General features: G+C 71.6%; 18 protein-coding genes. 2 read left to right on the top strand and 16 right to left on the bottom strand.

Annotated elements, in window-relative coordinates:
- Nucleotide 1 precedes the first annotated feature (1 nt).
- From ctaD to CMN_RS09025, 4 genes are all read right to left on the bottom strand, one after another.
- Nucleotides 2-1,747, bottom strand: a complete 1,746-nt coding sequence (gene ctaD, locus CMN_RS09010) for an aa3-type cytochrome oxidase subunit I (RefSeq protein ID WP_015490506.1) — start codon at nt 1,745-1,747, stop codon at nt 2-4.
- Nucleotides 1,748-1,757: 10 nt separating this feature from the next.
- Nucleotides 1,758-2,669 (bottom strand): aa3-type cytochrome oxidase subunit II, encoded by a 912-nt coding sequence (gene ctaC, locus CMN_RS09015; protein WP_015490507.1) that lies wholly within the window; start codon nt 2,667-2,669, stop codon nt 1,758-1,760.
- A 124-nt stretch (nt 2,670-2,793) separates the two neighbouring features.
- Nucleotides 2,794-3,156 (bottom strand): iron-sulfur cluster insertion protein ErpA, encoded by a 363-nt coding sequence (gene erpA / locus CMN_RS09020; RefSeq protein WP_015490508.1) that lies wholly within the window; start codon nt 3,154-3,156, stop codon nt 2,794-2,796.
- A gap of 134 nt (nt 3,157-3,290) precedes the next feature.
- A complete protein-coding gene (locus tag CMN_RS09025) occupies nt 3,291-4,712 on the bottom strand; it encodes a dipeptidase (RefSeq protein WP_015490509.1) in 1,422 nt (473 codons plus the stop codon).
- A 40-nt stretch (nt 4,713-4,752) separates the two neighbouring features.
- Between CMN_RS09025 and CMN_RS09030 the strand changes: the two genes are divergently transcribed.
- Entirely contained in the window at nt 4,753-5,346 is a 594-nt protein-coding gene (locus CMN_RS09030) for a DUF3043 domain-containing protein (RefSeq protein WP_015490510.1), read from the top strand.
- A gap of 67 nt (nt 5,347-5,413) precedes the next feature.
- Here CMN_RS09030 and CMN_RS09035 read toward each other — a convergent pair whose 3' ends face one another.
- The 3 genes from CMN_RS09035 to hisD all read right to left on the bottom strand — a co-directional run bounded on the left by CMN_RS09035 (nt 5,414) and on the right by hisD (nt 8,307).
- Nucleotides 5,414-6,448, bottom strand: coding sequence for a quinone-dependent dihydroorotate dehydrogenase (locus CMN_RS09035; protein WP_015490511.1), 1,035 nt, complete (start codon nt 6,446-6,448; stop codon nt 5,414-5,416).
- Between the two features lie 63 nt (nt 6,449-6,511).
- On the bottom strand, nt 6,512-6,985 hold the full coding sequence (nrdR, locus tag CMN_RS09040) for a transcriptional regulator NrdR (RefSeq protein ID WP_012038534.1): 474 nt from the start codon (nt 6,983-6,985) through the stop codon (nt 6,512-6,514).
- 17 nt (nt 6,986-7,002) lie between these two features.
- Nucleotides 7,003-8,307, bottom strand: a complete 1,305-nt coding sequence (gene hisD, locus CMN_RS09045) for a histidinol dehydrogenase (protein WP_015490512.1) — start codon at nt 8,305-8,307, stop codon at nt 7,003-7,005.
- 61 nt (nt 8,308-8,368) lie between these two features.
- Here hisD and CMN_RS09050 point away from each other — a divergent pair, with 61 nt between their 5' ends.
- Nucleotides 8,369-8,884: a flavin reductase family protein gene (locus CMN_RS09050; protein ID WP_015490513.1), complete on the top strand. Its 516-nt coding sequence runs from the start codon at nt 8,369-8,371 to the stop codon at nt 8,882-8,884.
- Between the two features lie 52 nt (nt 8,885-8,936).
- On the opposite strand, the gene dnaE is transcribed toward CMN_RS09050, so the two are convergent.
- The 9 genes from dnaE to murC form a co-directional block, all read right to left on the bottom strand.
- The gene (dnaE, locus tag CMN_RS09055; protein WP_045929231.1) at nt 8,937-12,398 is read right to left on the bottom strand and encodes a DNA polymerase III subunit alpha; all 3,462 of its coding nucleotides are present in this window, start codon (nt 12,396-12,398) and stop codon (nt 8,937-8,939) included.
- A gap of 127 nt (nt 12,399-12,525) precedes the next feature.
- Complete coding sequence (locus CMN_RS09060) at nt 12,526-13,443, bottom strand: RluA family pseudouridine synthase (RefSeq protein ID WP_015490515.1); 918 nt, start codon at nt 13,441-13,443, stop codon at nt 12,526-12,528.
- A 125-nt stretch (nt 13,444-13,568) separates the two neighbouring features.
- Nucleotides 13,569-14,204, bottom strand: a complete 636-nt coding sequence (locus CMN_RS09065; RefSeq protein ID WP_015490516.1) for a DivIVA domain-containing protein — start codon at nt 14,202-14,204, stop codon at nt 13,569-13,571.
- A 139-nt stretch (nt 14,205-14,343) separates the two neighbouring features.
- On the bottom strand, nt 14,344-14,643 hold the full coding sequence (locus CMN_RS09070) for a YggT family protein (protein WP_015490517.1): 300 nt from the start codon (nt 14,641-14,643) through the stop codon (nt 14,344-14,346).
- 67 nt (nt 14,644-14,710) lie between these two features.
- Entirely contained in the window at nt 14,711-15,205 is a 495-nt protein-coding gene (locus CMN_RS09075; RefSeq protein ID WP_015490518.1) for a cell division protein SepF, read from the bottom strand.
- A gap of 48 nt (nt 15,206-15,253) precedes the next feature.
- Nucleotides 15,254-15,985 (bottom strand): YggS family pyridoxal phosphate-dependent enzyme, encoded by a 732-nt coding sequence (locus CMN_RS09080; protein ID WP_015490519.1) that lies wholly within the window; start codon nt 15,983-15,985, stop codon nt 15,254-15,256.
- Nucleotides 15,982-17,121, bottom strand: a complete 1,140-nt coding sequence (ftsZ, locus tag CMN_RS09085) for a cell division protein FtsZ (RefSeq protein ID WP_015490520.1) — start codon at nt 17,119-17,121, stop codon at nt 15,982-15,984. The genes CMN_RS09080 and ftsZ overlap by 4 nt, the downstream gene beginning before the upstream one ends.
- Before the next feature lie 137 nt (nt 17,122-17,258).
- On the bottom strand, nt 17,259-18,488 hold the full coding sequence (locus tag CMN_RS09090) for a cell division protein FtsQ/DivIB (protein WP_227077668.1): 1,230 nt from the start codon (nt 18,486-18,488) through the stop codon (nt 17,259-17,261).
- On the bottom strand, nt 18,485-19,915 hold the full coding sequence (murC, locus tag CMN_RS09095) for a UDP-N-acetylmuramate--L-alanine ligase (protein ID WP_015490522.1): 1,431 nt from the start codon (nt 19,913-19,915) through the stop codon (nt 18,485-18,487). Before murC ends, CMN_RS09090 begins: the two co-directional genes overlap by 4 nt.
- Nucleotides 19,916-19,948 lie beyond the last annotated feature (33 nt).

Here is a 19,948-nt window from a genome sequence, read left to right on the forward strand (position 1 = left end):
GTCACTTCACCTTGTCGCTGGAGATGTCGTAGGTCGCGGCATCGGGAGCGTCCTTGGCCGGACCGATTCCCACGGGTATGCCCGCCTCGGGGTGGTTGAGGTCGAAGGCCGGGGCCTCCGAGCGGATCCGCGGGATGGACGTGAAGTTGTGCCGCGGCGGCGGGCACGAGGTCGCCCACTCGAGCGAGCGGCCGTAGCCCCACGGGTCGTTCACGGTGACGCGCGGAGCCGTGCGGGCGGTGATCCAGACGTTCAGGAAGAACGGGATCATCGACAGCGCGAGGATGCCGGCGCCGATGGTGGACAGCTGGTTCATCCACGTGAAGTCGTCCTCGGGCTGGTACGTCGCGTAGCGACGCGGCATGCCCATGACGCCCAGCCAGTGCTGGATGAGGAACGTGGTGTGGAAGCCGATGAACAGCAGCCAGAAGTGGACCTTGCCGAGGCGCTCGTTGAGCATCCTGCCCGTCCACTTCGGCCACCAGAAGTAGAAGCCCGAGAACATGGCGAACACGACGGTGCCGAAGACCACGTAGTGGAAGTGCGCGACGACGAAGTAGGTGTCGGACACGTGGAAGTCGAGTGGAGGCGACGCCAGGATGACGCCGGTCAGACCACCGAACGTGAACGTGATGAGGAAGCCGATGGCCCAGAGCATGGGCGTCTCGAACGTGACCGAGCCGCGCCACATGGTGCCGATCCAGTTGAAGATCTTCACGCCGGTGGGGACCGCGATGAGCATGGTCATGAGCGAGAAGAACGGCAGCAGCACGGAGCCCGTGACGTACATGTGGTGCGCCCACACCGTGACCGAGAGGGCCGCGATGGAGATGGTGGCGTACACGAGCGTCTTGTACCCGAAGATCGGCTTGCGGCTGAAGACCGGGAAGACCTCGGACACGATGCCGAAGAACGGCAGCGCGATGATGTACACCTCGGGGTGCCCGAAGAACCAGAAGAGGTGCTGCCAGAGGATGGCGCCGCCGTTGGCCGGGTCGTAGATGTGCGCGTCGAAGATGCGGTCGGCGCCGAGGCCGAACAGCGCGGCCGCGAGGACCGGGAACGCCATGAGCACGAGGATCGACGTCACGAGGATGTTCCACGTGAAGATCGGCATGCGGAACATGGTCATGCCGGGGGCGCGCATCGTGATGATGGTCGTGACGAAGTTGACCGCACCGAGGATGGTGCCGAAGCCGCTGAGCGCGAGGCCCATCACCCAGAGATTGCCTCCCAACCCTGGCGAGAACGTCGTGCTGGACAGCGGCGCGTACGCGAACCATCCGAACGAGGCCGCGCCGGCCGGGGTGAGGAAGCCGGCGACCGCGATGAGCGAGCCGAAGTTGAACAGCCAGTACGCGAACGCGTTGAGACGCGGGAACGCGACATCGGGTGCGCCGATCTGCAGCGGCATGAGCACGTTGGCGAAGCCGGCGAAGAGCGGCGTCGCGAACATCAGCAGCATGATCGTGCCGTGCATGGTGAAGAGCTGGTTGTACTGCTCCTTCGTCTCCACCACGTGCAGGCCCGGTTCGAAGAGCTGGGCGCGGATGACGAGCGCCATGACCCCGCCGAGGCAGAAGTAGAGGAACGAGGTGATCAGGTACAGGTACCCGATCGTCTTGTGGTCGGTGGAGGTGATCCAGTTGACCACGACGTTGCCACGACGCTCGGCCCTGCCGGAGCCGTCGAGGACCTTCGCCTGGCCCGCGGGGATCGCGGTGGGACGGTTCAGTGTCGATGTCACGATGTGTGCCCTACTTCTCGGACGACTCGGTGGTGGCCGGCACATCGGTGCCGGGGAGGTTCTGCAGGCGGTCGTAGTCCTTGCCGAGGTCTCCGGCGAAGCCGGCCGCCTTCTGCTTCTCGATGTAGGCGTTGTACTCGTCGATGGAGACGACCTTCACCTGGAAGAGCATGAGGGAGTGGTACTCGCCGCAGAGCTCGGCGCACTTGCCCATGAACGTGCCCTCCTTCTCCGGGATGAACGTCATGTAGTTCGTCTTGCCGGAGATGAGGTCCTTCTTGTAGAGGAAGTCCACGACCCAGAAGGAGTGCAGTGTGTCGCGCGTGTTGAGCTCGAGCTCGACCTTCGTGTTGACCGGCAGGTAGAGCGTGGGGAGCTTGTCCTTGTCGATGGAGCCCTGGGGGCCGTTCGGGTCGTCGACCGCCTGGACGCCCTGCTCGTACGCGCCGCCCTCGATCGGCTGGCCGGCCTCGGTCTCGCCGCCCAGGTAGTTGAAGTCCCACGCCCACTGCTTGCCGAAGACCTGGACCTTGACCTCGGGCTTGTCGAAGCGGGCCTCGATGGCGGCCTGGTCCTTGGCGGTGAACGCGAAGAAGCCGAGGACGAGGATCAGCGGCACGATCGTGTAGAAGATCTCGATCGGCATGTTGTAGCGCATCTGCAAGGGCAGGCCGGTCTGGCCCTTGCGACGGCGGTACACGACCGCGGCCCAGATGGTGAGGCCCCACGTGAGGACGCCCACCGCGAGGAGGACGATCCAGGCGGTGACCCAGAGGCCGATGACCGAGTCGACGTGGTTGGTCGTGCCCGGCTCCGTCGGCAGGAAGCCCTGGAGCTGCTGCTGCGTGCACCCCGCGAGGAGTATCGAGATGCCCAGGGCGACGGGGATCGTCAGCCAACGTTGACGGCGAGTGAAGCGCACGTGCAGACCCTTCGGAGAACCGGATGTGACGGGTTCCACACTACGCGACAGGGAGCCGCCCGAAGGACGACTCCCTGCTCGGGCCCCGTGTTTCCGGGCCCAGATCCGCTTACCGTTCGGTGTGTCAGTGGAACGAGTCACCGCACGCGCACGAACCGCCCGCGTTCGGGTTGTCGATGGTGAATCCCTGCTTCTGGATGGTGTCCTCGAAGTCGATGGTGGCGCCGTCGAGGTACGGGACGCTCATCTTGTCGACGATGACCTCGACGCCGTCGAAGTCGACCGTGGCGTCGCCGTCGAGCTCGCGCTCGTCGAAGTACAGCTGGTAGATGAGGCCGGAGCAACCGCCGGGCTGGACGGCGACGCGGAGGCGGAGGTCCTCGCGGCCCTCCTGCTGGAGCAGGCTCTTGACCTTGCTCGCCGCGGTCTCCGTGAGTCCGACGCGGTGGGCCGCCTGCGCGGTCTCGGTCAGCGTGGTGTCGGTCATGAGCACTCCTCGGGTGGTGGGATCTGCGGTCGGACGACTCCGGTGGAGTCTACGTCGTGCAACCGCGGGAGTCACCCGGGTGTTCCCGGCCACCGGCCCGATCCGCCAGGCGCTCATGGACCGGGGCGCGAACGTCAGCTGCGGCGGGCGATCCGCGACAGGAGGACGGCCTCGCTGAGGATCGCGCGCTGCAGCACGCCGAGGTGCTGCGACTCGTTCGGGCTGTGGGCGCGCGTGTCCGGGTCCTCGACGCCGGTGACCAGGATCTGCGCCGAGGGGAAGGCCTCGACGAGGTCGGCGATGAACGGGATGGATCCGCCGATGCCGGCCTGCACGGGTGCGCGCCCCCATCCGGCGGTCATGGCGGCCGTGGCCTCGGCCATCGCCCAGCCGGTCGTGTCGACGAGGAACGGGTCGCCCTGGTCGACGTCGCTGATCTCGACGTGCGCGCCGAAGGGGCGGTTCCCCTGGATGTGCGCCTCGAGGGCGCGGTACGCGTCCGCGGCCGTCTGCCCGGGGGCGATGCGCGCGCTGATGCGGACGGACACCTCAGGGAGGAGCGTGTTGCTCGCGTTGGCGACCGAGGGGGCGTCGATCCCCGTCACCGTGATGGACGGCTGCGCCCACAGGCGCGTGAGGATCGGGCCGGTGCCCACCGCGGAGACGCCGTGCAGGAGCGCGGCCTCCTCGGCGAGACGCGCGTCGTCGTAGGCGGGCGTGTCCATCTCCGTGGAGGCGAGGCCCGCGACCGCGACGGAGCCGCGCTCGTCCCAGAGCGAGTCGAGGAGGCGGACGGCCGCCATCATCGCGTCGGGGACGGCGCCGCCGAACATGCCGGAGTGCGACGCGTGGTCGATCGTGCGCACCGTGAGGCGGAAGGTGACGTTGCCGCGGAGGGCGATGGTGATGGAGGGGGTGTCGACGTCCCAGTTGTCGCTGTCGGCGACGACGATGACGTCGGCCGCGAGGGCGTCGTGGTGCGTGGCGAGGAAGTCGGAGAAGGATCGGGATCCGGCCTCCTCCTCGCCCTCGATGAAGACGGCGAGGCCGAGGTCGAGGTCGTCGCCCTCCGCCTCGACGAGCGCGCGGATGGCCGCGACGTGCGTCATGATGCCGGCCTTGTCGTCCGAGGCGCCGCGGCCGTGCAGGCGATCGCCGCGCAGGGTGGGCTCGAAGGGCGGCGTCTCCCAGTGCTCGTCCGCTCCGGGGGGCTGCACGTCGTGGTGCGCGTAGAGGAGCACCGTGGGCTTGCCGTTGCGCGGAGCGCGCGTGGCGAGGACCGCCGGCTGCCCGTCATCGCCCGACGGCGTCGTGGCGCGGTGGACGGAGACGTCGTCGAAGACGCCGAGCCCCGCGAGGAGGCCCGCGACGGCGTCCGCGCTGGCGACGACGTGGGTGGGATCGAAGGCGGGCCAGGACACGGAAGGGATGCGCACGAGCGCCGAGAGGTCGGCGATCGTGGTGGGGAGCCCTCCCGCGACGGCGGCGGCGAGCCGGTCGACGGCCTCCTGGTCCGGTGCGGTCACGGCGTCTGCGGAGGTGTCGGGAGGCGTCATGCAGGTAATCTTAGATTCACTCCAGGCAAGGACGAGAGACGTGGCGAAGCAGCAGACCCCCGCAGAGACCCCCTCCGAGACGAGCGTCCCGGCGTCCGTCGACGGCCGCACGGCCGACGGGAAGAAGGGCCCCACCCCGACCCGTCGGGAGCGCGAGGCCGCGAACCTCCGGCCGCTCGTGCCCCAGGACCGCAAGCTGGCGGCCCAGCAGGCCAAGGAGAAGGCCCGCGAGGCGCGCGCCCGGGCGAACGCCGGCATGGCCGCGGGCGACGAGCGCTACCTGCCCGTCCGCGACAAGGGCCCGCAGAAGCGGTACGCCCGCGACGTGGTGGACGCCCGGTGGAGCGTGGGGGAGTTCCTGCTGCCCGTCATGGGCGTCGTGGTGGTGCTGGCCTTCGTCGTGCCGAGCCTCTCGGCAATCCCGCTGCTGTCGATCTACGTGTTCGTCATCGCCGCGATCGTCGACGCGTACTTCACCGGCCGCCGCGTCCGGGCCGCCATCGTCGCCCGTGTCGGCGCCGACCGCGTCGAGCGCGGCATCCGCTGGTACACCGGCATGCGGACCATCCAGATGCGGCCGATGCGCCTGCCGAAGCCGCAGGTGAAGCGGCACGAGAAGGTCACCTTCCGCTGATCCGTCGGCTGCCCGCCCTGGTCGGGTGCGCGGACGCCGCTGCATCCGGTCGTCCGGGGAACACGGGTCAGCGCGGGCGACGGAGCCGCGCGAGGCCGGTGTTGACCGACCGGGCCCAGAGCGGGCCGCGGTAGAGGAACGCCGTGTAGCCCTGCACGAGGGTCGCTCCCGCGTCGAGCCGCGCCTGCACGTCCGCGGCCGTGTCGACGCCGCCGACCGAGATCACGCACGCGTCGGCCGGCAGGACGCGGCGGAGGATGCGGAGGACCTCGAGCGCGCGCGGTGCCAGCGGCGCCCCGGAGAGCCCGCCCGCACCGGCCGCCTCCACCACCGCGGCGTCCGTGCGGAGGTCCGCGCGGGACAGCGTGGTGTTCGTCGCGATGACGCCCGCGAGCCCCAGCTCCGTCGCGAGCTCGGCGATGCGGTGCACCTCCACGTCCTGCAGGTCCGGCGCGATCTTGACGAGGACGGGCACCCCGTCCGCCGCGTCGCGGATGCTCGTGAGCAGCGGCCGGAGCAGCTCGATCTCCTGCAGGCCGCGCAGCCCCGGGGTGTTCGGCGAGCTGACGTTGACCGCGAGGTAGTCGGCGACGGGGGCGACCAGGCGCGTCGTCGTCACGTAGTCCGCCACGGCATCCTCGACAGCCACCACCCGGGTCTTGCCGATGTTGACGCCGATGACCGGCCGGTCACGCCGGGCCCGCACACGGCGGAGCCGGTCCGCGAGGGCCGCCGCTCCCCCGTTGTTGAACCCCATGCGGTTGATGACGGCGCGGTCCTCGATGAGCCGGAACAGCCGCGGCCGCGGGTTGCCGGGCTGCGCCTCCGCGGTGACCGTGCCGACCTCGACGTGACCGAAGCCGAGCTGGCCGAGCCCGAGCACGGCCTGCGCATCTTTGTCGAAGCCCGCGGCGACGCCGAACGGGGAGGGGAAGCGGAGGCCGAGCGCGTCGACCGCGAGCGACGGATCCGGTGCGGTCAGCCGCCGGGCGATCCAGCCGAGGCCGGACGACGGGAGGAGGGCGATGGCCGTGGACGCGAGGTGGTGGGCGTCCTCCGGGTCCATGCGCGACAGGACCGTGCGGAAGAGGAGGGGATACATCGGCACCAGGCTAGCGCCTGCGCGGGCACCCGCCGGCTGCCGCGACCCGCGTCGCGCCAGGGATCAGAGCGCGTCGGCGTCCGGGGTGGCGGCGTGCGCGACGCGGAGCTGCGCGATGGCGGACTCGAAGTCGTCGAGCGAGTCGAAGCCCTGGTAGACGCTGGCGAAGCGGAGGTACGCGACCTCGTCGAGCTCGCGGAGCGGCGGCAGGATCGACAGGCCGATGTCGTTCGCCTCGATCTGCGACGCGCCGGTGGCCCGGATCGCCTCCTCCACGCGCTGCGCCAGCACCGCGAGATCGGTGTCCGTGACGGGACGACCCTGGCACGCCTTGCGGACGCCGGTGACGATCTTCTCCCGGCTGAACGGCTCGACCACGCCGTTCCGCTTGATCACGCTGAGGCTCGCGGTCTCCGTCGTGCTGAAGCGGCGACCGCACTCGGGGCACTGCCGACGCCGGCGGATCGACAGCCCGTCGTCGCTCGTGCGGGAGTCGACGACGCGGGAGTCGGGGTGGCGGCAGAAGGGGCAGAACATGGTGTGGCCAGGATACGTCAGCGCGTGAGGCGCGCGGTCACCGCGTCGCCGTGCGCGGGGAGGTCCTCGGCCCGGCTGAGCGCGACGATCATCGGCTCGGCCTCGCGCAGCGCGTCGGCGTCGTAGCGCACCACCTGCTGCGGCCGGAGGAACGTGTACGCGCCGAGGCCCGAGCCGAACCGCGCCTGGCCGCCCGTGGGGAGGACGTGGTTGGACCCCGCGAGGTAGTCGCCGAGGCTCACCGGCGAGTGCGGGCCGAGGAAGATCGCGCCGGCGCTCTGCAGGTGCGCGAGGAGCGCGTCGGGGTCGGCGGTCTGCACGGACAGGTGCTCGGGGCCGTAGGCGTCGCTGTAGCGGGCGGCCGTCGCGAGGTCGTCGACGACGAGGATGGCCGACTGCGGGCCGGTGAGCGCCTGGCCGACGCGGGCCGCGTGGCCGGTGGACGCGGCCAGGGCCTCGACCTCGGCGTCGACCGCGCGAGCGAGCTCCGGCGAGTCGGTGACGAGGACGGATGCCGCCATCTCGTCGTGCTCCGCCTGGCTGACGAGGTCGGCGGCGACGAGGCGGGCGTCGGCGTGCGCGTCGGCGATGACGAGGATCTCCGTCGTGCCGGCCTCGGAGTCGATCCCCGTGACGCCGCGGACGACGCGCTTGGCCGCCGCGACGTAGATGTTGCCGGGTCCCGTGACGACGTCGACGGGCTCCAGGCCGAGATCCGGCACGCCGTGCGCGAAGGCGCCGATGGCGCCGGCGCCGCCCATCGCGTAGACCTCGTCGACGCCGAGGAGGCCGGCAGCGCCGAGGATGACCGGGTGCACCGATCCCCCGTGCGCGGCCTGCGCGGGAGAGGCGAGCGCGATGCTCGCGACGCCGGCGACCTGCGCGGCGACGACGTTCATCACGACGCTCGACGGGTAGACGGCCTTGCCGCCGGGCACGTAGAGGCCGACGCGGCGCACGGGCTGCCAGCGCTGGACGATGGTGCCGCCGGGCACGACCGTGGTCGTGGTCTCCGGCGGGACCTGCGCCGCCGAGCCGAGGCGCACGCGGCGGATGGCCTCCTCGAGCGCCGCGCGGACGGCGGGGTCGAGCCCGTCGACGGCGGCGGCGATGGCCGCGGAGGGCACGCGCAGCGTCTCCGGTCGCACGCGGTCGAGCCGCTCCGCCTGGTCGAGCAGGGCCGCGCTCCCCCGGGTGCGCACATCCTCGACGAGCTCGCGGGCCACGTCGAGCGCGACGGCGACGTCGGTGACGGGACGCGGGAGGAGGGCGAGCAGATCGGCGGTGCTGGGCGTGGTGCCGCGGAGGTCCTGGATGCGCATCATGACTCCGGAAGTCTACCGAGCGGGCGTCCGGCGGATCCGGCGGCTAGCGTCTCCAGGCATGGACGCGCACCCCGCCACCACGCTCGCCGAGGCCCCGGGCCAGGCCGCATTCCGCGCCGCGTTCCGGCGCCACGCCGCGGGCGTCGCGGTCGTCACGACCCGCGATGCCCAGGGCTCCCCCGTCGGCTTCACGGCGACGTCGCTCGCCTCCGTCTCCGCGGATCCGCCGCTCGCCAGCTTCAGCCTGGCGCGCACGGCGTCGAGCGCCGCCGCCCTCGCCGTGGCCGACCACGTCGCGATCCACGTGCTCGGCGCGCGCGACCGGCACCTCGCCGAGCGCCTCAGCGGCCCGGCGCCCGAGCGCTTCGCGGGCGACCACTGGTCCTCCGGCCCGCACGGCCTGCCGGTGCTCGCGGGCGGGACCGCGCTCCTCGTCGCGCGCATCGTCGAGCGGGTCCAGGTGCACGACGCGATCGTCGTGATCGTGCGGGTCGAGGACGGCGGACCCGGAGTGGACGACGAGCCGCTCGTCTACCACGCGCGCCGCTACCTGCGGCCGGGCGCGGAGGCCTGAGCGCCGGGCCGCCGCACGCCGACGCCGACACCCGGGGAACCGACCCGGCGGATCAGCCCAGGCAGTTCGGCCCGAGCAGCGACTTCAGCTCGCCGTAGAGGTCCGCGCTCACGGTGACCGGGAACGGGATCTCGAACACGCGCCCCGTGTCGCCCTTCACGAGCTGGAGCCGCACCTCGGTGTCGCCCGAGTGGCGGATGAGCACGTCGTTGAGGCCCATGACGGTCTCCGTCGTCGCGCGGTTCTCCGCGAGGCTGATGAGCAGCGGCCCCGAGCCGAGGCTCTGCCCGAGGTCGGGCTGGAACATCGAGAAGGCGTGGATGTTCATGCCGTCGTCGCGGGTGGACACGCGGCCGCGGATCACCACGACGGTGTCGCTCTGCAGGGCCGGCGCGAACTCCTGGTACGCCTTGCCCATGAACATGCAGGTGATCTCGCCGCCGAAGTCCTCGAGCTGCACCATGCCGTACTGGTTGCCCGAGTTCCGCGCCGTGCGGTGCTGCACACTCGTGAGGAGCCCCGCGAGCGTCACGGTCTCGCCGTCCATCGACGCGTCGGTCGCCAGCAGCTCGGCGATGCCCGTCGAGGCGAGCTTCGCCAGCGGGATCTCGAGGCCGGCCAGCGGGTGGTCGGACACGTAGAGGCCGAGCATCTCCCGCTCGAACGCGAGCTTGTCGCGCTTCGCCCACTCCGGCCGCTCGGGTACCTTGCGCGCGTGCTGCGGCTCGTCCCAGAGGCTGTCGAAGTCGAAGCCGACCTGGCCGTTCATCGCCGCGCGCTTGTCGCTGACGGAGGCGTCGATCATGCCCTCGTGCACCTCGAGGAGCGCCCGCCGGGTGTCTCCCAACGAGTCGAAGGCGCCGGCCTTGATGAGCGACTCGACCGTGCGCTTGTTCGCGACCGGCAGCGGGACCTTCTTGAGGAAGTCGTCGAAGGACTCGAACGCGCCCTGCTCGGTGCGCGCGCCGCGCAGCGCCTCGACCACGTTCGCGCCGACGTTGCGCACGGCGCCGAGCCCGAAGCGGATGTCCGCTCCCGCTGCCGCGAAGAAGCCGATGGACTCGTTGACGTCCGGCGGGAGCACCTTGATGCCCATGCGCCGGCACTCGTTGAGGTAGAGCGCCATCTTGTCCTTGGAGTCGCCGACGCTCGTGAGGAGCGCGGCCATGTACTCGGCCGGGTAGTGCGCCTTGAGGTAGGCCGTCCAGTAGGAGACGACGCCGTACGCCGCGGAGTGCGCCTTGTTGAACGCGTAGTCGGAGAACGGCAGCAGGATGTCCCAGAGCGCCTTCACCGCGGCCATCGAGTAGCCGTTGTCCTTCATGCCCTGCGAGAAGCCCTCGAACTGCTTGTCCAGCTCCGACTTCTTCTTCTTGCCCATGGCCCGGCGGAGCAGGTCGGCCTGCGCGAGCGTGAAGCCCGCGAGCTTCTGCGCGACCGACATGACCTGCTCCTGGTAGACGATGAGGCCGTGCGTGGTGCCGAGCACCTCGCGCAGCGGCTCCTCGAGCTCCGGGTGGATGGGGGTGATCTCCTGCAGCCCGTTCTTCCGCAGCGCGTAGTTCGTGTGCGAGTTGGCGCCCATGGGGCCGGGCCGGTACAGCGCGATGACGGCCGAGATGTCCTCGAAGTTGTCGGGCTTCATCATCCGCAGCAGCGAGCGCATGGGCCCGCCGTCGAGCTGGAAGACGCCGAGGGTGTCGCCGCGGGCGAGCAGGTCGTACGCGCCCTGGTCGTCGAGGCCGAGGTCCTCGAGCACGAGCTTCTCGCCGCGGTTGGACTCGATGTTGTTGAGCGCGTCGTCGATGATCGTGAGGTTGCGCAGACCCAGGAAGTCCATCTTGATGAGGCCGAGCGACTCGCACGCGGGGTAGTCGAACTGCGTGACGATCTGGCCGTCCTGCTCCCGCTTCATGATCGGGATGATGTCGATGAGCGGCTCGCTCGACATGATGACGCCGGCCGCGTGCACGCCCCACTGCCGCTTGAGGTTCTCGATGCCCTGCGCGGTCTCGAAGACCTTCTGCGCCTCGGGGTCCATCGCGAGCACCTCGCGGAAGTCGCCGGCCTCGCGGTAGCGCGGGTGCTCGGTGTCGAGGATGCCGGACAGCGGGATGTCCTTGCCCATGATCGCGGGCGGCATGGCCTTGGTGAGCTTGTCGCCCATGGAGAACGGGTAGCCGAGCACGCGGCTCGAGTCCTTGAGCGCCTGCTTGGCCTTGATGGTGCCGTACGTGACGATCTGCGCGACGCGCTCGTCGCCGTACTTGTCGGTCACGTAGCGGATGACCTCGCCGCGGCGACGGTCGTCGAAGTCGACGTCGAAGTCGGGCATGGAGACGCGGTCGGGGTTGAGGAACCGCTCGAACAGCAGGCCGTGCTCCAGCGGGTCGAGGTCGGTGATGCCCATGGCGTACGCGACCATCGAGCCGGCGCCCGACCCGCGGCCGGGGCCCACGCGGATCCCGTTCTCCTTCGACCAGTTGATGAAGTCGGCGACGACGAGGAAGTAGCCCGGGAAGCCCATCTGCGCGATGACCCCGACCTCGTAGTCCGCGCGCTTGCGCACGTCGTCGGAGAAGCCGCGCGGGTAGCGCCGGACGAGGCCGCGCTCGACCTCCTTCACGAACCAGGTCTGCTCGCTCTCGCCCTCGGGCACCGGGTAGCGCGGCATGTAGTTGGCGGACTCGTTGAACTGCACGTCGCACCGCTCGGCGATGAGGAGCGTGTTGTCGCATGCCTCCTCGTGGTCGCGGAAGAGGTGGCGCATCTGCTGCGCGGTCTTCAGGTAGAACTCGTCGGCGTCGAACTTGAAGCGGTTGGGGTCGTCGAGCGTCGTGCCGGACTGGACGCACAGGAGGGCCGCGTGGCTCGTGGCGTCGTGCTCGTGCGTGTAGTGCAGGTCGTTGGTCGCGACGAGCGGGAGGCCGAGGTCCTTCGCGAGGCGGTGGAGGTCGGTCATGATGCGGCGCTCGATGCCGAGCCCGTGGTCCATGACCTCGCAGAAGTAGTTCTCGGCCCCGAAGATGTCGCGGAAGTCCGCGGCGGCCTTCACGGCCTCGTCGTACTGGCCGAGGCGGAGGCGCGTCTGCACCTCGCCGGACGGGCAGCCGGTGGTGGCGATGAGGCCCTTCGCGTACGTGCTGAGGAGCTCGCGGTCCATGCGGGGCTTGAAGTAGTAGCCCTCGAGCGAGGCGCGCGACGAGAGCCGGAACAGGTTGTGCATGCCCTCGGTCGTCTCGGCGAGCATCGTGAGGTGCGTGTAGGCGCCGGATCCGGAGACGTCGTCCTGGCCGCCGTTGCCCCACCGGATGCGGGTGCGGTCGCCGCGGTGCGTGCCCGGCGTGATGTACGCCTCGGTGCCGATGATGGGCTTCACGCCCGCGGCCTTCGCCTGCTTCCAGAAGTCGAAGGCGCCGAACACGTTGCCGTGGTCGGTGATGGCGACGGCCGGCATCTTCTGCTCGGCCGCGGCCTGCACGAGCGGGCCGACGCGGGCCGCCCCGTCGAGCATCGAGTACTCGCTGTGGACGTGGAGGTGGACGAACGAGTCGTTGCGGGGCACGGGTCTCTTCTACTGGTCGATCGACGGTGTGGCCATCATAGGCAGGCTCCGGGAGGCCCCTCGGGCGTGTCGCCCATCAGTCGCGCAGGACGTCGAGCGCGTGCTGCAGGTCGGCCGGGTAGGTGCTCGAGAACGACGCGCGGTCGCCCGTCGCGGGGTGCGTGATCTCGAGCCGCATCGCGTGCAGCCATTGCCGGTGGAGGTCGAGCTGGGCCGAGAGCGTCGGGTCGGCGCCGTACATCGCGTCGCCCGCGCAGGGGTGGCGCTGCGCCGCCATGTGCACGCGGATCTGGTGGGTGCGGCCGGTCTCCAGGTGCACCTCCAGCAGCGCCGCGCGCCGGAACGCCTCGAGCGTCTCGTAGTGCGTGACGGACGGCTTGCCGTCGGCGGTGACCGCGAACTTCCAGTCGCTGCGGGGGTGGCGGCCGATGGGCGCGTCGATGGTGCCCGCGAGCGGATCCGGATGCCCCTGCACGACCGCGTGGTAGACCTTCTCGACCTCGCGGTCGTGGAACTGCCGCTTGAGCTCCGTGTACGCGCGCTCGGTCTTGGCCACCACCATCAGGCCGCTCGTGCCCGCGTCCAGCCGGTGCACGATGCCCTTCCGCTCCTCCGCGCCCGAGGTGCTGAGGCGGAACCCGGCGGCGGCCAGCGCGCCGAGGACGGTGGGGCCGGTCCAGCCGACGCTCGGGTGGGCCGCGACGCCGACGGGCTTGTCGACCACCACGATGTCGTCGTCGTCGTGCACCATACCGAGGTCGGGGACCGCGAGCGGCACGACCGACGGCTCCTGCCGCGGCTGCCAGCTGACGGCGAGCATGGATCCGCCGACGAGCCGGTCGGACTTGCCCGCCTCCCGGCCGTCCTGCGTCACGCCGCCGGCCTCCGCGACCTCCGCCGCGAAGCTGCGGGAGAAGCCGAGTAGCCGGGCGAGGCCTGCGTCGACGCGCTGCCCGTCGAGGCCGTCGGGGACAGGGATGGTGCGGTGCTCCAACGGGTGACCTCTTCCGGTGCGATGCGGCGGTGGTGCGGGCCCGCGAACGACGACGGCGACGCGGGACCCCGTGGCTCCGAGGAGCCGGGTCCCGCGCCGCCGTCGGGCGCGCGGGTGGTGCGGTGCTAGTTGCCGAACGAGGCGGTGGCGGGCGCCTCGCTGGAACCGGCCGAGTCCAGCTCGCGGAGCTGGCCCTCGATGTAGCCCTTGAGCTTGGTGCGGTACTCGCGCTCGAACGTGCGCAGCTCGTCGATGCGGCCCTCGAGGACCTGGCGCTCCTTCTCCAGGGCGGCGGTCTTCGAGCGCTGCTCGGCCTCGGCCTCGGCGGCGATGCGCGCGGCGGTGGCGTGCGCCTCGGCGACGAGGGCGTCGCGCTTCTCGACGCCCTCGCGGACGTGCTCCTCGTGGAGCTTGCGGGCGAGCTTGAGGAGGCTGCTCGTGCTGGAGGTCTCGTCGTCCTCATCCGCGGCCGGGGCGGCGGGCGCCTGGGCGACGACGGGAGCCGGCTCGGGCTCGACGGCGACGGGAGCCTGCTCGACCGCGGCGGGCGCGGGAACGGGGGTGTCGATGACGGTGGTCGCGGCCGGGGCGGCGTCGCCCGACGAGAGGCGCTGGCGCAGCTCCTCGTTCTCCTGGTGGAGGCGGCGCAGCTCGACGACCACCTCGTCGAGGAAGTCGTCGACCTCGTCCTGGTCGTATCCCTCGCGGAATTTTGTCGGCTGGAAACGCTTGTTGACGACGTCTTCAGGAGTGAGAGCCATGGCCTGCCACCTCTTTTGTGCGTAGAGCGGGGTCCGCGGGCGCGGACGGGGATTCGGGACAACGTGCGACCCAACGCTATCAGCGGAACGCATTGCTCCGGGGACCCGCGCGGGGATCGGCGGATGCGGCGTCCCCGTCTCAGCGCATCAGGGAGCTGGCGACGTTGAACAGGATGATCGCCACGAGCATCGTGATCATCCAGCCGAAGTCGAGCGCCACCGGGCCGAGGCGCAGGGGCGGGATCAGGCGACGGACGAAGCCGATGGGCGGATCCGTGACCGTGTAGGAGGCCTCGGCGACGATGAGCATCGCGCCGCGCGGACGCCACTGCCGGGACAGCGACTGGACCAGGTCGAGGACGAACCGGCCCCACATGCAGATGATGAACGCCAGGAGGGCGAACCACAGGACGGTGGCGACGATGTTGACGATGATCACGGACACAAGTATGGCGGGCGCCGATGGGAGGTCCCGTCGGCGCCCGCCATCTCGGGGGCTCGGTGGATCAGCGTCCGAAGAAGGAGGCCTCGACCTCGGCCTCGGTGGCCGACTGCTCGCCGGACACGGCGACGTGCGACGGCGACAGGAGGAAGACCTTCGCCGTGACGCGCTCGATCTTGCCATAGAGGCCGATGGACAGGCCGCTGGCGAAGTCGATGAGCCGACGCGCGTCGTCGTCCGTCATCTGCGAGAGGTTGATGATGACCGGCACGCCCTCGCGGAAGTTCTCGGCGATGACCTGGGCGTCCTTGTAGGCCTTGGGGTGGACGGTGAGGATCTCGTTCATTTCAGCCGGCGCCGCATTCCTTGTGGTGGTCGAGGGCTTGTGCAGGGGGGTCACGGGTGCGCGCTTCGCCTGCTGCTGCGGAGCGGGGGCGGGGGTCGGGACGGCCTGCACGGGCGACTGCTGCTGCTGCGCGGGCTGCTGCCCCTGCTGGTACTCGAGCTCCTCGTCGGCGAGTCCCAGGTACACCATGGTCTTGCGAAGTGGGTTGGCCATCATTCCTCTTTCCGGGTCGGCGTGACGAACCGGACCGCACTGTCGACATTAAGGGCCGCCGGGCCGCTTTCCCGTGATTGCCGATCCGATCCGAAGGTGTGTCGCGCCCTCGAGGAGCGCCTCGCGCAGGTCGCCGGACATCCCCGCCGAGATGGCGCCCGCGTCGGGCAGGATGCGGCGCACGTCGTCGGAGATGCCGCGGAGGCGGGCGAACGCGCGGCGGGGCTCCCCGTCGTCGGGCGCGACCGCCATGACGCCGAGGACGCGGATGCCGGCGGCCACCGCCGCGTGCTCCGCGAGGGCCTCGGCCTCCGCGGGAGCGACTCCCCCACGCTGCGGGTCGTCGGTGAGGTTCACCTGCAGGAAGACGCGCGTCTCCCGCTCGTCGGACGCGAGCGCGTCGACGAGCGACGCCCGGTCGACGGAGTGGATCACCGAGGCGTAGCGCCGGACCTGCCTGGCCTTCTTGCCCTGCAACTGGCCGACGAAGTGCCATGCGACGCCCGCGCCCTCGAGCTCGGCGGCCTTGCCCTGGGCCTCCTGGTGTCGGCTCTCGCCGAGGTCGCGGACGCCGAGGTCGACGAGGGCGCGCAGGAGGGAGACGGGCTGGAACTTGGTCACCACGACCGTCGTCACCTCGTCCGGCTGGCGGCCGGCCACGCGGATCCCGTCGGCGACCTCCGCCTGCACGGACGCCCACCGCTCGGCGAGGCCCGGGTGGGCGTCGTCGGGGTGGGCGTCCGGCGCGTGCGCGCCGCCGGTCAGCGGAGCGGCGGTCACTTCAGGAAGTCGGGGATGTCCAGGTCGTCGCCGTCGTCCTCGAACGTCGGGTCGCTCGCGGGGACGGACGCGACGGGCGCCTCCGCCTGCGGGCGGGCCGGCGCCTGCTCGACGGCCTCGGGAGCGATGACCGCTCCCCCGTCGGCGGCGACGAAGCCGCTGCGGCGGTTCTCGACCTTGGAGACCGGCTCGCCGCCGTCGAAGCCCGCGGCGATGACGGTGACGCGCACCTCGTCGCCGAGGGTGTCGTCGATGACCGCGCCGAAGATGATGTTCGCCTCGGGGTGCACGGCCTCCTGCACGAGCTTGGCCGCGTCGTTGATCTCGAAGATGCCGAGGTTGGATCCGCCCTGGATGGAGAGCAGCACGCCGTGGGCGCCCTCGATGCTCGCCTCGAGGAGGGGGGAGGCCACCGCGAGCTCGGCGGCCTTGATGGACCGGTCGGCGCCGCGGGACGAGCCGATGCCCATGAGCGCGGATCCGGCGCCCTGCATGACCGACTTGACGTCGGCGAAGTCGAGGTTGATGAGGCCGGGGGTGGTGATGAGGTCGGTGATGCCCTGGACGCCCGCGAGGAGCACCTGGTCGGCGGTCGCGAAGGCCTCGAGCATGCTGATGCCGCGGTCGCTGATCTCCAGGAGGCGGTCGTTCGGCACGACGATGAGGGTGTCGACCTCGTTCTTCAGCGTCGCGACGCCTAGCTCGGCCTGGGCCGAGCGGCGCTTGCCCTCGAAGCCGAAGGGCTTCGTGACGACGCCGATGGTGAGCGCGCCGATCGACTTCGCGATGCGGGCCACGACGGGCGCGCCGCCCGTGCCGGTGCCGCCGCCCTCGCCCGCGGTGACGAAGACCATGTCGGCGCCGGCCAGCGCCTCCTCGATCTCCTCCGCGTGGTCCTCGGCGGCGCGACGGCCAACCTCGGGGTCGGCGCCCGCGCCGAGGCCCCGGGTGATCTCGCGGCCAACGTCGAGCTTGACGTCGGCGTCGCTCATGAGCAGCGCCTGCGCGTCGGTGTTGATCGCGATGAACTCCACGCCCCGCAGACCGAGCTCGATCATGCGGTTGACGGCGTTCACGCCGCCACCGCCGATGCCGACGACCTTGATGACGGCGAGGTAGTTCTGGTTGTTCGACACGACGGGCCTCCGCTAGAACCTTCGACCTCCGGTGGAGGCTTAGAGTTTACTCAGTATGCATTTCCTGATCCCGACGTTAGGGGGCTCGGGGTCGGCGCGACGACTCCCGTGCCGCGTGTCGCGAAGGCCGCGCGGGATCAGGGTCCGGCGACGGGCGCGTCGGGCGCCGAGACGTCGTAGGAGCCCACGTCACCCCGGGCCTTCACGAGCGCCTGCAGCACCTCGGCCTTGTCGACCGAGCGCTCCCCGCTCCCCCACAGCACCTTCTTGCCGCTGCGCAGCGTGAGCATCACGTCGTCGGTCGTGTTCGCCTGGATGCTGTCGACCTGCGGCAGGAAGTCGGCCGGCAGCGCGACGAGCACAGCGGCGGCGGCCTGGAAGCGCGGGGACGAGAAGTCGGCGCTCGGCAGGTCGATGAGCGGGTAGCCGTCGGGGCGTGCCGTCGCGCGCTCGATCGTGATGCCCGCGGGATCCACGAGGTCGAATCCCGCGCCCGACTGGATGACGGCGACGGGCGTGCGCTCGACGATGCGGATCACGAGCGTCGACGGCGGGCGGCTCTCGGTGCTGTAGCTGCGGATGAGGGGGAACGCGCGGAGCTCGTCACCGACGCGGTCGAGGTCGACGAGGGGCAGCGGCGTGCCGACCTGGTCGGCCAGCGCCGCCTGGATGCTCGCGGGCGACACCCGGTCGGCGCCCTCCACCTCGACGGTGCGGAGCGCGAGCAGCGGCGAGTACACGGCGATGCCGACGACGATCGCCAGGGTGAGGACGGCGCCGAGCGCGCCGAGGAGCCCGGCGCGTCGACGACGGGCGCGCTGCGTGAAGCGACGCACCTCCTGGCGCTCGTAGCGCTGCCGCACGCGGCGGGCGCGGCGCAGCTGGCGGCGCGCCTCGGCGTCGCCGGTGGCCGAGCTCGCGGGGCGGGCGGGGCGATGGGCCCGGGGCGTTGGCTCCCCGTCCGCGTCCACGGGCGTGCGCCGGCGGAGCGGACGGGCGGCGGCCGCGGACTCGGCCGCGCCACGCGCCCGCGCGCCGAGCCGGCCGGCCAGGCCGCCCGTGCGAGGAGCGGCCTCCTCGCGGCCGGTGCGCGGCGTGGGCGGGGCCTGGACCGGCGCCTGCGCGAGGTGCGGGAGGACGATCGGCTCGGTGTCCGGCTCGTCGTCGTCGCGCCATGCGGCGCGGGGCCGCGGGGGCGCGGGCGGCGTCGGTGCGGGGGTCGGCGTCGGGGCCGGAGCTGGCGTCACGGGCTCGGCGGGCGCGGATCCGCGGCGACGGCGGGCGGGCGCGTCGGCCCCCTCGACGCGCGCGTCGGGCGCGGGCGGCCTCGGGACCCGGGGCCGGTCGAAGCCCTCGGGCCGCTTCACTCGCGGGGCCGGGAGGACGCGGCGGGCTGCGGGGATCCGGCGGGACGCTCGAGCGCGCCAACCACCTGCGGGATGATCCGGTACACGTCGCCGCAGCTGAGGGTGACGATGAAGTCGCCGTCGCGGGCGATCTCCGCCGCGCGATCCGCGGCCTCCTGCCAGTCGGGGAGGTAGTCGACGTGGCTCGGGTCCGCGAAGCGCTCGGAGACGAGGGCGCCGGTGACGCCGGGGATCGGGTCCTCGCGGGCGCCGAACACGTCGAGCACGATGGTGTGGTCGGCGAGCTCCTCGTATACGCGCGCGAAGTCGGCGGCCATCATCTGGGTGCGGCTGTAGAGGTGCGGCTGGTGGACGGCGATGATGCGACCGTCCCCCACGACCGTGCGCGCGGCCTCGAGCGCCGCGCGGACCTCCGTGGGGTGGTGCGCGTAGTCGTCGTAGACGCTCACCCCGCGGATCTCGGCGTGCAGCTCGAAGCGCCGGCCGGTGCCGGAGAAGCCGCCGAGGCCCGCGATCGCGTCGTCGGGATCCACGCCGAGGCCGACGAGCACGGCGTACGCGCCCGCGGCGTTGATCGCGTTGTGGCGGCCGGGGACGCGGAGCGCGGCGCGGCGGGAGACGCCGTCGTGGGTGAGCGTGAAGGCGACGGGGCCGTCGGTGACGATGTCGGTGATGCGGATGTCGGCCGCGGGGTCCTCGCCGAACGTGACCACGCGGCCCTCGATGCGCGCGGTGACGCGACGCGCGCCCGGGTCGTCGCTCGAGATGACGACGAGCTCCGACGCGGCCGACGCGAAGCGCACGAATGCGTCGTCGAAGGCCTCGTGCGAGCCGTAGTGGTCGAGGTGGTCGGCGTCGACGTTGGTGATGAGCGCGACGGACGTGTCGTAGAGGAGGAACGAGCCGTCGGACTCGTCGGCCTCGACCACGAAGAGCTCCTCGGAGCCGGGGGCGCTCGATACGCCGAGCCCGCCGATCACGCCGCCGTTGACGAACGACGGGTCGCGGCCCGCCTCGAGGAGCGCGGTGACGATCATGCCCGTGGAGGTGGTCTTGCCGTGCGCGCCCGCGACGGCGACGAGGCGCTGGCCGGAGATGAGCCAGGCGAGCGCCTGCGAGCGGTGCAGGATCGGCAGGCCCCGCTCCTGGGCGAGCACGTACTCGGGGTTGTCCTGCCAGAGCGCGCCCGTGACGACGAGCGCCTCGGCGTCGCCCACGTGCGCGGCGTCGTGGCCGACGTGGATCTCGGCGCCGAGCTCGCGGAGCGCCTGCACGGCGTCGGAGTCGCGGGAGTCGGATCCGGTGACGCGGTGGCCGGCGGCGAGGAACAGGCGCGCGATGCCGCTCATGCCGGACCCGCCGATGCCCACGAAGTGGACGCGGCCGAGCTCGCTCGGGATGTCCATGGTCAGGTCGGGTGCGATCACGTGCGGTCTCCTCGGGAGGTGCGAAGCGGGCGG

The organism is Clavibacter nebraskensis NCPPB 2581 (assembly GCF_000355695.1).
Taxonomy (GTDB): Bacteria; Actinomycetota; Actinomycetes; order Actinomycetales; family Microbacteriaceae; genus Clavibacter; species Clavibacter nebraskensis.